12 protein-coding genes, 2 tRNA genes and 1 pseudogene are annotated in these 15,519 nt (G+C 43.8%); all 15 read left to right on the top strand.

Translation table 11 applies throughout. From position 1 onward, the window contains the following. The first annotated feature begins 40 nt into the window (after positions 1 to 40). The 15 genes and pseudogenes from RUMTOR_RS09820 to RUMTOR_RS09750 all read left to right on the top strand — a co-directional run bounded on the left by RUMTOR_RS09820 (position 41) and on the right by RUMTOR_RS09750 (position 15,226). Positions 41 to 1,234: a helix-turn-helix transcriptional regulator gene (locus RUMTOR_RS09820; RefSeq protein WP_004847568.1), complete on the top strand. Its 1,194-nt coding sequence runs from the start codon at positions 41 to 43 to the stop codon at positions 1,232 to 1,234. Between the two features lie 84 nt (positions 1,235 to 1,318). After that, positions 1,319 to 3,238, top strand: a complete 1,920-nt coding sequence (gene baiCD, locus RUMTOR_RS09815) for a bile acid Fe-S flavoenzyme BaiCD (protein WP_004847567.1) — start codon at positions 1,319 to 1,321, stop codon at positions 3,236 to 3,238. A 21-nt stretch (positions 3,239 to 3,259) separates the two neighbouring features. Then, positions 3,260 to 5,185 (top strand): FAD-dependent oxidoreductase, encoded by a 1,926-nt coding sequence (locus RUMTOR_RS09810; RefSeq protein WP_044998222.1) that lies wholly within the window; start codon positions 3,260 to 3,262, stop codon positions 5,183 to 5,185. Positions 5,186 to 5,258: 73 nt separating this feature from the next. After that, positions 5,259 to 6,185: an aldo/keto reductase gene (locus RUMTOR_RS09805; protein WP_004847565.1), complete on the top strand. Its 927-nt coding sequence runs from the start codon at positions 5,259 to 5,261 to the stop codon at positions 6,183 to 6,185. Between the two features lie 147 nt (positions 6,186 to 6,332). Continuing rightward, positions 6,333 to 7,653 (top strand): annotated as a pseudogene (locus RUMTOR_RS09800) (hemolysin family protein). Positions 7,654 to 7,733: 80 nt separating this feature from the next. Continuing rightward, positions 7,734 to 8,450, top strand: coding sequence for an IMP cyclohydrolase (locus RUMTOR_RS09795; protein ID WP_044998220.1), 717 nt, complete (start codon positions 7,734 to 7,736; stop codon positions 8,448 to 8,450). A 77-nt stretch (positions 8,451 to 8,527) separates the two neighbouring features. After that, positions 8,528 to 9,706 (top strand): phosphoribosylaminoimidazolecarboxamide formyltransferase, encoded by a 1,179-nt coding sequence (locus RUMTOR_RS09790; protein ID WP_004847561.1) that lies wholly within the window; start codon positions 8,528 to 8,530, stop codon positions 9,704 to 9,706. Between the two features lie 16 nt (positions 9,707 to 9,722). Then, positions 9,723 to 10,151, top strand: coding sequence for a tRNA (adenosine(37)-N6)-threonylcarbamoyltransferase complex ATPase subunit type 1 TsaE (tsaE, locus tag RUMTOR_RS09785; protein ID WP_004847560.1), 429 nt, complete (start codon positions 9,723 to 9,725; stop codon positions 10,149 to 10,151). 121 nt (positions 10,152 to 10,272) lie between these two features. Then, positions 10,273 to 11,457: a tRNA (adenosine(37)-N6)-threonylcarbamoyltransferase complex dimerization subunit type 1 TsaB gene (tsaB, locus tag RUMTOR_RS09780; RefSeq protein WP_004847559.1), complete on the top strand. Its 1,185-nt coding sequence runs from the start codon at positions 10,273 to 10,275 to the stop codon at positions 11,455 to 11,457. 119 nt (positions 11,458 to 11,576) lie between these two features. Beyond that, complete coding sequence (locus RUMTOR_RS09775) at positions 11,577 to 11,816, top strand: hypothetical protein (RefSeq protein WP_004847558.1); 240 nt, start codon at positions 11,577 to 11,579, stop codon at positions 11,814 to 11,816. Between the two features lie 34 nt (positions 11,817 to 11,850). Next, positions 11,851 to 12,759, top strand: a complete 909-nt coding sequence (locus tag RUMTOR_RS09770) for a ribonuclease Z (RefSeq protein WP_009243710.1) — start codon at positions 11,851 to 11,853, stop codon at positions 12,757 to 12,759. A 10-nt stretch (positions 12,760 to 12,769) separates the two neighbouring features. Then, complete coding sequence (gene tsaD / locus RUMTOR_RS09765; protein WP_004847556.1) at positions 12,770 to 13,798, top strand: tRNA (adenosine(37)-N6)-threonylcarbamoyltransferase complex transferase subunit TsaD; 1,029 nt, start codon at positions 12,770 to 12,772, stop codon at positions 13,796 to 13,798. A 279-nt stretch (positions 13,799 to 14,077) separates the two neighbouring features. Next, complete coding sequence (ispD, locus tag RUMTOR_RS09760; RefSeq protein WP_044998216.1) at positions 14,078 to 14,770, top strand: 2-C-methyl-D-erythritol 4-phosphate cytidylyltransferase; 693 nt, start codon at positions 14,078 to 14,080, stop codon at positions 14,768 to 14,770. A gap of 275 nt (positions 14,771 to 15,045) precedes the next feature. Then, positions 15,046 to 15,131 (top strand) — tRNA-Ser (locus RUMTOR_RS09755). 5 nt (positions 15,132 to 15,136) lie between these two features. Continuing rightward, positions 15,137 to 15,226: transfer RNA gene (locus tag RUMTOR_RS09750), tRNA-Ser, on the top strand. Positions 15,227 to 15,519: the final 293 nt, after the last annotated feature.

Genomic DNA, 15,519 nt, shown 5'->3' with positions numbered 1-15,519 from the left:
GAAAACCAGATCTGAAAAAAGAAACGGTGAGGAGCATAAAATGTGGTATCAGAAGGATTGGTTTACAGGAAGTGATTACTATAATTTAAAAGAAAAACAGATTCATGCAGAAGAGATCGAGATTAAAAAGCCGCTCGAACAAAAATTTCATGAAAGGACAGAGATATATTATGTTAAGAGCGGTGACGCCGATATTTGGATCAACGGAGATAAATATCAAATGAAAGAGGGCGTTTTCTGCTGCCTTTACATGCATCATTTTTATAGAATCGAACAGATCAGAAAACCTTTGCGCTGCGTAAAGGTTTCTTTTCATATCGGTCTGTTTATGTTTTTGTGTTTTGAACAGCACAAAGAAAATGAAAATGAGGTGCTGATGTATGGCGTTCCCCCTTTATTTGTTTTGAATGCACAAGAAAAACAGAGGGTTCTTCGTGTTTTAGACGACTTGTTGGCTGAAGAGCAGGAAGAAAAATTTCTGCTGTATAATATGAATATCTACCTTGCCATGCAGTTACATGCATTGTACTGCAGATACGCTATGGAGAGAAAGAAAAAAGAGGATTCCGAAAAAGACTGTGTATGGGATGTTATTCAAAGGGTGCTGTTGGATACAAGCAAAACAGTACCAATGGAAGAGTATGCCAAAGCGGCAGGGATGACAAAGGTAACATTGAATCGTAAAATTGTGCGGCGGTGTGGTTATACTTTTTTTCAGCTTCAGAAAATGGGAAAGATATTTAATGCCTGTGCCCTTCTGCATTTTCCGGATTTGAATATCCAATACATCAGTGATTATCTCGGATTTACTAATATCGAAGATTTTTACAGAGTATTTAAACGTTATATGAACGTGAGCGTCAGAGAATACCAGAAACAAAATGTAGGAAACGGTATGCAAATGCATTCGGAGGAAGAGGCACTGCAGATTTTGGTTTATCTTATACTTAATTTTCATGATCCGTTTCAGATGAAAGAAATGGAGAAAGTGTTGAAAAAGAATGCGCATTTGCTTGAAAGAAGAGCGCGGGAGGTGTTTGGACGAAGTGTTTTGGAATTGTTGGAGGAAGTAAGAATTCAGATTTCCTGCAGTTATCTTGTTGCTACAGACCGGACTGTTACACAGATCAGCAGTGACGTTGGATTTGGAAGTATTTCATCTTTTCAGCGCAGTTTTTTTAAATATATGAATCAAACGCCAAGTCAATTCAGATGTAGTATGAAAAGTAAATAATTGATAATAATTTTAAAATATCTGAATATCTATTTTCTGTACTTCGCCTTATAATGAAATCAAAATACCGGAGGTGACAGAAAGATGTTTGAACATTTATTTGCTCCAATTAAGATTCGTGATATGGAGCTGAAAAACAGAATTATTTTGCCGGCTATGGGAACGAGAATGGCGGCGGAAAACGGGGCAGTGACAGATAAATTGATTGCTTACCACGCTGCAAGAGCAAAAGGCGGATGCGCGCTGAATATTGTAGAAGTAGCCGCCGTACATACGCCAAGTGCGCCGGCGCATTTTGTATCTATCAGTGAAGATTACTTGATTGAAGGACATAAAAAACTGACAGATGCAATCCATGAAAACGGCGGGAAAGCAGGAATTCAGCTTTGGCAGGGATCTATTGCCGCATGCATGGATCCGAAGGCGCAGATGCTGGTTGTTTCGGATATGAATTTTGGCGCTTATATGATCAAAGCCATTACAAAAGAACAGATTCAGGAAGTAATCGCATGCTATGGAAAAGCGGCTGCCAGAGCGGTAGAAGCCGGATATGACTGCTTGGAATTTCATCTGGCGCACAATTACCTTCCTCATTCATTTCTGAGTGCGGGCTTCAATCACAGGGAAGATGAATATGGAGGAAGTTTTGAGAACAGATGTCGATTCCCGTTGGAAGTAATTGATGAAATTCGCAAAAATATGCCGGAAGGGATGCCGTTGTGTATCAGAATTGACGCTCAGGACGACATGTTGGAAAACGGTCTTATGATTGAAGATGTGATTCGATTTTGTAAGATTGCAAAAGAGCATGGCGTTGATGTTCTAGATGTATCCAGAGGAAATATCATTACGGCGGCGTCTATGTATGAAGTTCCGCCTATTGATGTGCCAAATGGATTTAATATTGACAATGCGGCGAGAATCCGAAAAGAGACAGGGATGTTGACTGTCGGAGTAGGAAGGATCAATACGGCGGCGCTGGCAGAAGAGATCATATCTCAGGACAAAGTAGATATGGTTGTTATGGGAAGGGCGCAGCTTGCAGATCCGGAATTCGCGAATAAGGCGCACGAAGGCAGAATCGGCGATATTGTACATTGCGTAGGATGTAATCAGGGCTGCTATGATGGCTTTACCGATGTTGCAAACCGTCCTCATATTACTTGTATGAGAAATCCGATGATCGGTCATGAATCAGAGTACGATTTAAGTAAAACGGAAACTCCGAAGAAAGTATGGGTTGTCGGCGGAGGTGTTGCCGGAATGGAGGCTGCGAAGATCCTGCACGAAAGAGGACATGAAGTTTCGCTGTTTGAAGCTTCTGACACATTAGGAGGAGAATTTCTTCTTGCCGGAGAAGCGCCGGGCAAAGCTGAGATGAAGGCGGCGGCGTTTGAGATGGCCGAACAGGTAGAAAAACTTGTAAAGGTATATAAGAATACAAAAGTAGATGCACAAATGTTGAAGGATGCAGATGTGGACGCTGTTATTTTGGCAATCGGTTCTTCTCCGATTACGATTAAGTTAGAAGGTATGGATAAGTTGCAGCATGCATCAGCACCGGAAGTTCTCAGGCATGAAGTGTGTCCGAAAGGAAAAGTCGCTGTTATCGGAGGCGGTCTGGTAGGACTGGAAACAGCGGATACTCTTGCGACAGACGGATGTGATGTAACTGTTTTGGAAATGAAAGATGAGATCGGAAGCGATCTGGGCAGCCTTCGTAAGATTGCCGTTATGATGAAATTGCAGCAGATGCAGGTGAAAATGCTTCCAAACAGCAAAGTGTGTAAATTTACGGAAGAAGGAATTGTGCTGGAAGATGAAACTCTTGTGCCGTGTAATTGCGCGGTATTTGCTGTTGGATTTGCTTCAAATGATTCACATTTACTTGTGGAAGAATGTGAAAAAAGGCAGATTCCGTGCCGCGTGATCGGAGACGCAAAATCCGCAAGACGTGCTCTGGATGCGATCGCGGAAGGATTTGAAGCGGCAAGAACACTGTAGAAATATAGGAGGATAAAGCGTATGAGAACAATGTTTACCCCGCTTAAGATTGCGGGAATGGAAGTGAAAAACAGAACTTTTATGGCTCCGATGTCGCTGGGATATGAAAGTCAGGATGGTACTGTGAATGAGAAAATGGAAGCTTACTGGCTCAGGCGTGCGCAAGGCGGTGTGGGATGTATCATCGTAGACGCTACAAGTGTTGATCCGAATGTTCCGTATCTTGGAAATACACTTTGTTTTCGGGATGAAGAAAGTATCAAAAAATACAAAAGCTTTACAGACAAAGTTCATTCTTATGGCTGTAAGATCATTCCGCAGATTACGCATCCGGGTCCGGAAAGTATCAGTGCATTTTTCGGAGTGGCGCCGGTGGCCAGCAGTTCTTATCCGAATTCTATGGGACAGATGACAAGGGAACTGACCAAAGAAGAGCTGCCGGGAATTGTCGCTCTTTATGCAAAAGCATCTAAAAATGCGAAAGAGGCCGGGTTCGACGGGATAGAACTGCATTGTGCCCATGCATATATGCTTCTTGGATCGTTTTTGTCACCTTTACGAAATAAACGTACAGATGAATACGGAGGAAGTCTGTTGAATCGCGCCCGTTTGTTGTTTGAAGTATTGGATGCGATCAAAGAAACCTGCGGAGAAGATTTCCCGATCGTTTTAAGAATGTCCGGAAGCGAAAGAGATCCACAGGGAAATACATTGGAAGATATGAAACGTCTGATCCCTTATCTGGAAAAACACGGAGTCGATTGTTTTGAAATCAGTGGAGGAACACAGTACGAGCGCTGCAATAAGATTATTCCATGTCATGGAGAAGAAGAGTTTACGAACTTAAAAGAGGCTCGGGCGATTAAAGCGATAACTGCAAAACCGGTGATTACGGTCGGAAAAATCCTGGATGCACAGTTGGCGGAAGATGTGATTGAAACAAATGAAGTTGACGGAGTTGTGCTTGGCCGTGCTCTTTTGGCAGATCCGGATTTTGTGGAGAAAGCAGAAGAAAAACGCTATGACGAGATCGCTCCTTGTGCGGGCTGCGGAGTCGGATGTGTGGGCGAACAGACGAAAAGACGTCCGGCGTCTTGCGTGATCAATCCGTTGGCGGGAAGAGAGACAGAGTTCGAGGAAAAGCCGGCGGAATCCGAAAAGAATGTTCTGGTCGTCGGAGCGGGAATCGGCGGACTTGCCGCAGCAAGAATTCTTGCAAAACGCGGACATCATGTGGTCGTATTTGAGAAAGAGAAAAAAGCAGGCGGTCAGTTGAATCTGGCATGCCGCGCTCCGTTTAAACAAGAAATTTCAAAATGGATCGTATATCTTTTGCAGGAATGTGACAGATATGGTGCAGAGATTCGCTATGAGATAGAAGTAAATGCAGATGTGATCAAAGCGGAGAATCCGGATATCGTAATTCTTGCAACAGGAGCAGAACCTATCGTACTTCCGGTAGAAGGCAAGGAAACTATGATTCAGGCAAATGACGTATTGAGCGGAAAAGTTCCGATTCTCGGCGGAAATGCAGCGATTATCGGAGGAGGAATGGTTGGAATAGAAACGGCGGAATATGTGCTTCATCATTCCAGAGGAGCGGCAAGAGCAGCTCTTATCGAGATGACAGACAGCATAGGTCAGGGAATGGTTCCGAATAATCTTGTGCCGACTATGGCTCGTCTCAGACAGGAAAATGTACAGATGATTACAGGCGCAAGAGTAAAAAAGATTGATGCGGGAACAATTATCGCAGATACAAAAAAAGGTGAGATGAAATATCCGGGATTTACACATGTGATATGCGCGGTTGGCTCAAAGGCATGGAATCCGTTGTATGAAGAAATCAAAGACACTTATGAAACATATGTGATCGGAGATGCAAAAGAAGTGGCGCAGGCGCTGGAAGCTGTGCGTGGAGCATATGAACTTGGATATCGGTTATGATATCCAACATGGGAAACGACTATCGTTTACAGCGTTTACAATATAAGTAACAGCAAGGAAGAAAGAGGTGGAAATGCAGATGAAAAAAGTGAATTTCGGAAGTACGGGAAAACAGGTTCCGGCTATTGTCATGGGATGTATGCGCATGAAAGAACTGACCGTAAAAGAAGCGGCGAAGCTGGTTGATGCGGCAATGGCAGAGGGGGTCGATTTTTTTGATCATGCGGATATTTACGGAGGGGGAGTCTGCGAAGAGCGTTTTAAAGAGGCGGCGGAAGAAGCGAAAATAAGCCGTGAAGATATGTGGATTCAAAGCAAATGCGGAATTGTGCCGGGGGTGATGTACGATTTTTCTAAAGAGCACATCATAAAATCAGCAGAAGATTCTCTGCAAAGACTCGGAACAGATTATCTGGATTCTCTTCTTCTTCACAGACCGGATGCGCTCATGGAACCAGAAGAGGTAGCGGCGGCTTTTGAGGAGCTGCATACGTCGGGGAAAGTGAGATATTTCGGCGTATCGAATCAGAATACGATGCAGATGGAGCTTCTAAGCAGATATGTGAGTGAGCCGCTTATGGCGGATCAGCTCCAGTTTGGCGCTGCTCATGCGTCCATGATCGCGAGCGGAGTGGAAGTAAATATGACGACGCCTGGAAGCGTTGACCGGGATGGAAGCGTATTAGATTATTGCCGGCTGCATGACATTACGATTCAGGCATGGTCGCCATTTCAGTACGGAATGATCGAAGGAGTGTTTTTAAACAGCGACAAGTTTGCGGTTCTAAACGAAAAAATCCGCGAGATTGCAGGAAAGTACGGGGTCAGCGATACAACGATCGCCACCGCGTGGATTTTAAGACATCCCGCGCACATGCAGGTTCTTTCCGGCACAATGAATCTGCAGAGGCTTAGGGAGATCTGTAAGGCATGCGAGATCACTCTTACACGGGAAGAATGGTATGCGATCTATATGGCGGCAGGTCATATGCTTCCATAAACTGCGGCTTTCTCTGGACAACGAATATGAAGTTAAAGCGTGTGTGTAAAAAGGCGAATGCAAAAATACCGGGCGTCAACTTGCTAAAATGATAGGCGCATGATATACTTCTCCTGAAAATAATTTATTTCAGGAGGAGTATTTTTTATGGACGCAGACCCTGCGGGGAATTCTATTTTGTTTAACTTGCTGTTGTTGTTATTTTTCACTTTGCTGAACGCTTTTTTTGCCGGGGCGGAGATGGCGGTCGTATCGGTGAATAAGAACCGGATTCGAAGTATGGCGGATGAAGGAAATAAAAAGGCAAAAGTGATCGAAGGTTTATTTGAGGATTCGACGAAGTTTCTTTCGACGATTCAGGTTGCGATCACATTTGCGGGATTTTATTCGTCGGCATCGGCAGCGTCGGGGATTTCGCCTGTTCTGGCGCAGTCACTTGAGGCTGCAGGCGTTCCGTACAGTTCGCAGATTGCTTACAATGGGGTGACGCTTGTGCTGATTGTTTTTTAACCTTGTGTTCGGCGAGCTTGTTCCGAAGAGGATCGCGCTGCAGAAAGCGGAAGCGTTTTGTATGTTTACGGTAATGCCGGTACACTATATATCGATCATACTGTCTCCGTTTATCAAACTTCTTTCCATGTCTACGAAGTTTGTGTTAAAGCTTCTTGGGATGAAAACGGAAGATGAGGAAGAAGCGGTGACGGAAGAGGAAGTGAAAGCGCTTTTAAAAATGGGAAATGAAAGCGGTACATTTGACGATGACGAAAAAGAGATGATCGATTCGGTGTTTAAGTTTGACAGAAGGACTGCAAGAGAGATCATGGTTCCGAGGCGAGAAGTGATAGCATTTGATATTGACGATCCGTTTGAGGAGATGATCGATGAGATCCTTGAGACAAGACATAATCGGATTCCGGTATATGAAGAAAACATTGATAATATTATCGGTGTGCTTCATGTAAAAGATATGATGATCGAGATGCGAAAACATCCGTTGAAGAAAGGAGATGTCAGGCAGATGCTTCGTCAACCGTTCTTTATTCCGGAAACAAAGGAAGCGGATGAACTGTTTCGGATTATGCAGGAGACACGGCATCATATGGCGCTTTTGGTCGATGAGTACGGTGGCTTTTCGGGAATTGTAACGATCGAAAATCTCGTTGAAGAGATCATGGGTGATATTAACGAAGAGTATGAGGAAGTAGTTCCTGAGATAGAGTGTGTCAGAGAAGATGAATACAAGATTGACGGAGGAGTTCTCATTGATGATTTGAACGATGAACTCGGACTGAAGCTTGAAACGGAAAATTATGATACACTGTCGGGATATCTTATTGAAAAACTGGGGCATATTCCCGCAAAAGAAGATCGGGATATCATAGAAACGGATGGTCTGATATTTAAAATCGAAGAAGTGAAAGACAACCGTATCACGCAAGTCCGTCTGCGGATGAAAGACTTGAAATAAAAACCTGTCTGAGTCAGACGATGGGAAAGTTTACAAGAAGACGAAAATTTGAACAGAGAGATGAAAGGAGATACAGTGTAATGAAGATGCTGTCTATTGAAGAAGAGCTGAAGAACAATTCTTATCCGGGGAGAGGGGTCGTTATCGGGAAAACACAGGACGGAACGAAGGCTGTGACGGCTTACTTTATCATGGGAAGAAGTGAGAACAGCAGAAACCGTGTGTTTGTGGAAGAAGGAGAAGGAATCCGTACACAGGCGTTTGATCCGGCAAAACTGGAAGATCCGAGCCTTATTATTTATGCGCCGGTGCGTGTCCTCGGTAATAAAACGATTGTTACAAACGGAGATCAGACAGATACTATCTATGAAGGGATGGATAAGCAGATGACATTCGAGCAGTCACTTCGCTCCCGCGAGTTTGAACCTGACGGTCCGAATTATACGCCGCGTATCTCCGGAGTAATGCATATAGAAAACGGAACGTACAACTATGCAATGTCTATTTTGAAAAGTAATAACGGGAATCCGGAAAGCTGCTGCAGATATACATTTGCATATGAGAATCCGGTTGCGGGAGAGGGACATTTTATCCATACTTATATGTGTGACGGGAATCCTTTGCCGAGTTTTGAAGGAGAACCGAAATTGATCGGAATCCCGAACGATATGGACGAGTTCACCGAGACGTTATGGCACAGCCTGAATGAAGATAATAAAGTATCTCTTTTCGTGCGTTATATCGATATAGAGACAGGAAAGTATGAGACGAAAATCGTAAATAAAAATCATAAATAAAGATTACGAAATAAGGATTACGAATAAGGATCACGAATAAAGATCGCAAATAAAGATTATAAGGAGCGGATAAGAAGATGAAAGAATTAGAATTAAAATATGGATGCAACCCAAATCAGAAACCGTCCAGAATTTATATGAGTGACGGACGTGAACTGCCGATCAAAGTGCTTTGCGGACGTCCGGGGTATATTAATTTTCTTGATGCATTTAATGGATGGCAGCTTGTGTCCGAGTTGAAAAAAGCAACAGGACTTCCGGCGGCAACATCGTTTAAACACGTATCTCCGGCAGGGGCGGCAGTCGGACTTCCGCTTTCTGATACGCTTGCGAAAATTTACTGGGTAGATGATCTCGGGGAGTTGTCTCCGCTGGCCTGCGCATATGCAAGGGCGAGAGGCGCAGACAGAATGTCTTCGTTCGGAGATTTTATTTCGTTGTCTGATGTGTGTGATGTGGATACCGCAAAATTGATCAAGAGAGAAGTTTCCGACGGCGTGATCGCACCGGGATATGAACCGGAGGCTCTTGAAATATTAAAACAAAAGAAAAAAGGAAATTATAATATTATCGAGATCGATCCTGATTATGTTCCGGCAGCGCTTGAGCATAAGGAAGTATTCGGCATCACATTTGAACAGGGAAGAAATGAACTGAATATTGATAAGGACTTCTTCTCTGATGTTGTTACAGAAAACAAAGAGATACCGGAACAGGCGAAGATAGATCTTGCTATTTCCATGATCACTTTGAAATATACACAGTCAAATTCTGTATGTTATGTAAAAGACGGACAGGCGATCGGTATCGGAGCGGGGCAGCAGTCAAGAATACATTGTACACGTCTTGCCGGACAGAAGGCAGACAACTGGTGGCTGCGTCAAAGCCCGAAAGTGCTCGGACTTCAGTTTAAGGACGGTATCGGACGCGCGGACCGTGATAACGCGATCGATCTGTATATCGGCGATGAGTATATGGATCTGCTTGCGGACGGCGTGTGGGAAAATACATTTGCAGTAAAACCTGAAGTGTTTACAAGAGAAGAAAAGAGAGAATGGCTTGATAAAATGACAGATGTTGCTCTTGGATCGGATGCCTTTTTCCCGTTTGGTGACAACATTGAACGCGCGCATAAGAGCGGCGTGAAATATATTGCGCAGCCGGGCGGTTCTGTAAGAGACGATAATGTGATCGCTACATGTAATAAATACGGAATGGCAATGGCATTTACCGGAATTCGCTTATTCCATCATTAAGAAGAGGCGCTGTAACATGATTTTAGAAACGAATAGTCCTCAGGAAACGTTTTCGGCAGGGCGACAGCTTGGAGAAAAAGCATTTCCGGGGCAGGTGATTACTTTGACAGGAGATCTCGGAGTCGGAAAAACTGTTTTTACACAGGGACTTGCCAAAGGACTTGGCATCGAAGAACCGGTAAACAGTCCGACCTTTACGATCGTGCAGGTGTATGACGAAGGAAGCCTGCCGCTGTATCATTTTGATGTGTACCGGATCGGGGATATCGAAGAGATGGATGAAGTGGGATTTGAAGAATATGTTATGGGCGACGGTGTTTCGCTGATCGAATGGGCGAATCTGATCGAAGAGATTCTTCCGGAAAACCGGACGGAAGTTATCATAGAAAAAGACTTGGAAAAAGGGTTTGACTATCGGAAGATCATAATCAATGAGATGAAGTGAGGTTCGATCGGATAAGACCGGATAAGACGGTATAAAGTTTGGCGGCAGTGAACTGCGGTTATGAATGAAGAATGGCGGACGAATGCCGGAAGAAAGCGAAAAGGAAAGCAGGATGTAAAGCATGAGAGTTTTGGCAATAGATAGTTCGGGTCTGACAGCTACGGTTGCAATAGTAGAGGACGACACGACGATTGCGGAATTTACAATAAATTATAAAAAGACACATTCACAGACACTTCTGCCGATGATTGATGAAATGGTGAAAATGGTAGAAGCGGATTTGAACACGATTGATGCGATCGCAGTTGCGGGAGGACCGGGATCGTTTACAGGACTTCGGATCGGATCTGCAACAGCAAAAGGTTTGGGGCTTGCGTTAGGCAAGCCCTTGATCCATATACCGACAGCAGATGCGATGGCATACAGTATCTACGGATGCGAGGATATTATATGTCCGATCATGGATGCAAGAAGAAATCAGGTTTATACAGGAATCTACTCTTTTGTTCCGAAAAAGGAGAGTGAAGATTCCGAACACGGACAGATGAAATATGCATTTCAGGTAATACGTGTACAGATGGCGGTTTCAGTGGAAGATTTGATACGAAGGCTGAATATCTATGGACGCAGAGTCGTATTCTTGGGCGATGGAGTACCTGTATATCGCAAGATGCTGGAAAAGGGTCTGAAAGTTCCGTATTTTTTTGCGCCGTCATATTTAAACAGACAGCGTGCGGCAGTGGTAGGAGCGCTTGGTATCCGCTATTTTAAGATGGGACGTTATGAAACGGCGGCAGAACATAAACCGGATTATCTGCGCGTTTCTCAGGCGGAGCGGGAAAGAGCGGCAAAAGAAAAAAATGCGGCTCCGGAAATCCGCCGTATGGTCATGGAAGACGGAGCGGCAATCGCGGAACTGGAGTATAGTTTGTTCCGTGATGCATGGAGTGAAAAATCAATTCTTGAAACGCTGAAACAGCCGAATGCGATTTGTCTGATCGCAGAAAAAGCAGACCGCACGGCGGGATATCTTTTGGCATATACGGCTGCGGAAGAAATGGAAATTGCGCGTATAGGCGTTGTGAAAGAGATGCGGAGGCAAGGGGTTGCCCGGGAACTTTTAGGCGCGCTTGAAAAGATAGGGAAACAGTCGGGAATTGAAAAAATATTGTTGGATGTGCGGTCAGGAAACGAAGCGGCACACAAATTATATACAAGCGAAGGATTTACGGAAGACGGGATCAGAAAGCATTTTTATTCTGACCCTGATGAAGATGCGGTTTTGATGAGCAAAACAGTTAAATAAAATTAATAATGCCAAAAACCGACAAAAACGGAATCGGTTTCCGATAGAAATTTGAAAAAAATTCAGATATACTTTGGGCATAGCGGAAACGTAAATTTCTATTTACAGGAGGATAAGATATGCGCCGATATTATTTGAAAGAAAGAGAAATGATAAAAGAAACCGAGGCGATTATCTGCAATCGGTGCGGAAAAGAAATTGTTGTCAGAAACGGGGAACCCCGGGAAGGCATATTTAGTGCAGACTGCGAATGGGGGTATTTTTCGGAGAAGGACGGAGAAAGGCATCATTTTGATCTGTGCGAATCTTGTTATGATGATCTTGTGAGTTCTTTTAAAATACCCGTTGACGCAGAGTGAAAAATTAAAACAAAAAGAATGGACAGAAAAATAAATGTTAGATGTATGTTTGTTGGGATGCGGCGGGATGATGCCGCTTCCTTATCGTTATCTGACGGCGCTTATGACGCGGTTTAATGGAAGTAGTATGCTTATAGACTGCGGAGAAGGAACGCAGGTTGCGATTAAAGAAAAAGGATGGAGTTTTAAACCGATTGATGTGATTTGTTTTACACATTATCACGGAGATCATATAAGCGGTCTTCCGGGACTGCTCCTTACGATGGGAAATGCAGACCGTACAGAGCCGCTTACATTGATCGGACCAAAAGGACTTGAGCGGGTGGTGAGCTGCCTTAGAGTGATTGCGCCCGAGCTTCCGTTTCCGATCGTTTTTAAGGAGATAGAAGGCGCTGAACAGACATTCGAGATAAACGGATACAGACTGAAAGCTTTCCGTGTAAATCATAACGTACTTTGTTACGGATATACGATGGAAATTGACCGCGCCGGAAAATTCGATGCTCAGAGGGCAAAAGAACAGGGAATTCCGCTTCCGTATTGGAGCCGGCTTCAAAATGGCGAGACGATTGAGACAGAGGATAAAGTCTATACCCCTGATCTTGTGCTTGGCCCTCCGCGAAAAGGGATAAAACTGACGTACACGACAGACACCCGGCCTACGGACTCGATCAAAGAAAATGCGGCCGGTTCTGATCTGTTTATTTGTGAAGGAATGTACGGAGAACAAGAAAAAGCGGCAAAAGCAGTAGAATACAAGCATATGACGTTCTATGAGGCGGCGGCACTTGCCAAGGAAGCCGAAGTAGAGGAGATGTGGCTGACGCATTACAGTCCGTCGCTGACAAAACCGCAGTATTATATGGATGAGGTGCGCCGTATTTTTCCGAGGGCAAAAGCGGGAAATGACGGCATGACTGCGGAGTTGATGTTTGAAGATTGAGAGGCGTGAAATGAAAGAGATAAGAAACATTAATATTTTGGCGATTGAAAGTTCGTGTGATGAGACTGCGGCTGCAGTTGTCCACAATGGAAGAAAAGTTCTTTCAAACATTATTTCATCGCAGATCGATCTGCACAAATTATATGGCGGAGTTGTTCCGGAAATTGCATCGCGGAAACATATTGAAAAAATCAATCAGGTGATTGAAGAAGCGCTGAAAGAGGCGGAGGTAACATTGAAAGATATTGATGCGGTCGCGGTTACGTACGGCCCGGGACTTGTAGGGGCGCTGCTTGTCGGAGTGGCAGAAGCAAAGGCGATTGCTTATGCGGCGGGGCTTCCGCTTGTCGGCGTGCATCATATAGAAGGGCATATTTCGGCAAATTATATCGAGCATCCCGAATTAGAACCGCCCTTTTTGTGCCTTGTTGCATCCGGGGGGCACACTCATCTTGTATGTGTGAAAGATTACGGAAAGTATGAAATACTTGGAAGAACAAGGGATGATGCGGCAGGAGAAGCTTATGATAAAGTAGCGCGTGCGATCGGATTGGGATATCCGGGAGGACCGAAGATCGACAGAATTGCAAGAGAGGGAAACCCTGATGCAATAAAATTTCCGAAAGCAAATGTAGACGGTGCAAAATATGATTTTAGTTTCAGCGGTTTGAAGTCGGCGGTTCTCAATTATATAAACGGCTGCAAGATGAAAGGTGAAAGTTTTGATCCTGCGGATATTGCCGCATCTTTTCAGAAAGCGGTTGTGGAAGTATTGGTAGAGAAGTCTATGCAGGCGGCGGAAGATTACAGTATGCGCAAATTTGCGATCGCAGGCGGCGTTGCATCTAACACGGCGTTAAGAACGGCTATGGAAGCGGCGTGTGCAAAGCGGGGCATTCAATTCTATCATCCGTCTCCGATTTATTGCACAGATAATGCGGCAATGATAGGCGCAGCAGGATTCTATGAATATCTTGCAGGTACGCGTCATGGATGGGATCTGAATGCGGTGCCGAATTTAAAACTCGGTGAACGATAGAAAAATCAGAAAATATCAAAGATAGAGAATACCAAAGAGATGAGATGTTAAAGACGCAGAGAGTTTAAAAACAGAGAATGCCAAAAAGATAGAATGTTAAAGAGCAGAGAGTTTTAAAACAGAGAATGCCAAAAAGATAGAATGTTAAAGACGCGGAGAGTTTTAAAACAGAGAATATCAAAAAGATAGGATGTTAGAGGCAAAGAGTGTTAAAGCCGAAGAATGTCATAGACAGAGAAGATAAAGGTGAGATTGTGGAAGCGGAAGGGGGGTGGAACTATGACGAAAGTATATTGTACAGCAATCGTGCTTGCGGCAGGCAGCGGAAAGAGAATGGGAACAAAAGTTCATAAGCAATATTTGCAGTTGTGTGAAAAGCCGGTACTTGCGTATTCCCTGCAGGCATTCCAACAATCCGACCTTATAGATGAGATCATTCTTGTTGTCGGAAAAGGGGAAGAAGAGTTTTGCCGCACAGAGATTGTGGAGAAATATGGCTTTTTTAAAGTACAGAAAATCATATGCGGAGGCGAACAGAGATATCATTCGGTTTGGAACGGTTTAAAAGAGACAAAGGCGGGATATGTATACATCCATGACGGCGCCCGCCCGTTTGTGAATGAAAATATTATTCGCAGGGGATATGAATGTGTGGTGCGGGAACATGCCTGCGCGGCAGGGATGCCTGTAAAAGATACAGTTAAAATCGTAGACGACAATAATATTGTATCCCAGACCCCGGAAAGAAAATATGTGTGGATTGTTCAGACGCCCCAGGTGTTTGATACGGAGTTGATAAAACGTGCATACCGGCTGTTGGAAAAAGAAGGAGAAAGCGCTGTAACGGATGATGCTATGGTTGTGGAAACGATGTTGGGTGAATCGGTCAAATTGTATGAGGGATCTTATGAGAATATAAAAATCACAACTCCCGAAGATTTAAAGGTGGCAGAAGCGTTTGTCGGCAAATAAGTATACTCTTCAAAAATAGAAACAGAGAGTCATAGACAAATTTTGCGCCAGACACCGGCTGTATTGCGGATTTTTCCGAGAAACAGCCGGTATTTTATATCATATAAAGTAGAAAAAACAGTTTAGCAGAAAAATACGCTCTGCAATTATGGAAAAAAGACAAAAAAATCTGTAAAATATAAAATAAGGTCTTGACATAGGAAATGTACATGTGATATCATAACGTACGTTGCACAGGGGAAGTTCAATAAGCCGATTTTCACTGTTGTAAATATGGAGAGGTATCGAAGTGGTCATAACGAGGCGGTCTTGAAAACCGTTTGTCCGAAAGGGCGCGTGGGTTCGAATCCCACCCTCTCCGTTTTTGGAGAAGTACCCAAGTTGGCTGAAGGGGCTCCCCTGGAAAGGGAGTAGGTCGTTAGTAGCGGCGCGAGGGTTCAAATCCCTCCTTCTCCGCTTGATGCGCGAAAAATCTTGTCGAATATTCGGTGAGAATTGCAAACCGTAGTTCGGGAAGCAGGAAAATAGCGTATCAAAATAATATCAGAAAAGTTTTTGAAAAAAGTCAAAAAAGTTCTTGACAAAAACTGACACAAATGATATTATATATGAGCTGACTCGTTGAGAGAAAGCTTCACAAAAAAGAAAATGAAAAAAGTTAAAAAAGTTCTTGACAAATGATAAAGCTTTTGATAAAATGTAAAAGCTGTCACTTGAGAAAGAACAGAGAAAGAACCTTGATAACTAAA

The sequence above is a fragment of the [Ruminococcus] torques ATCC 27756 genome (genome assembly GCF_000153925.1).
In the GTDB taxonomy this organism is placed as follows: domain Bacteria; phylum Bacillota; class Clostridia; order Lachnospirales; family Lachnospiraceae; genus Mediterraneibacter; species Mediterraneibacter torques.
This window is presented reverse-complemented; position numbering and strand designations above follow the sequence as displayed.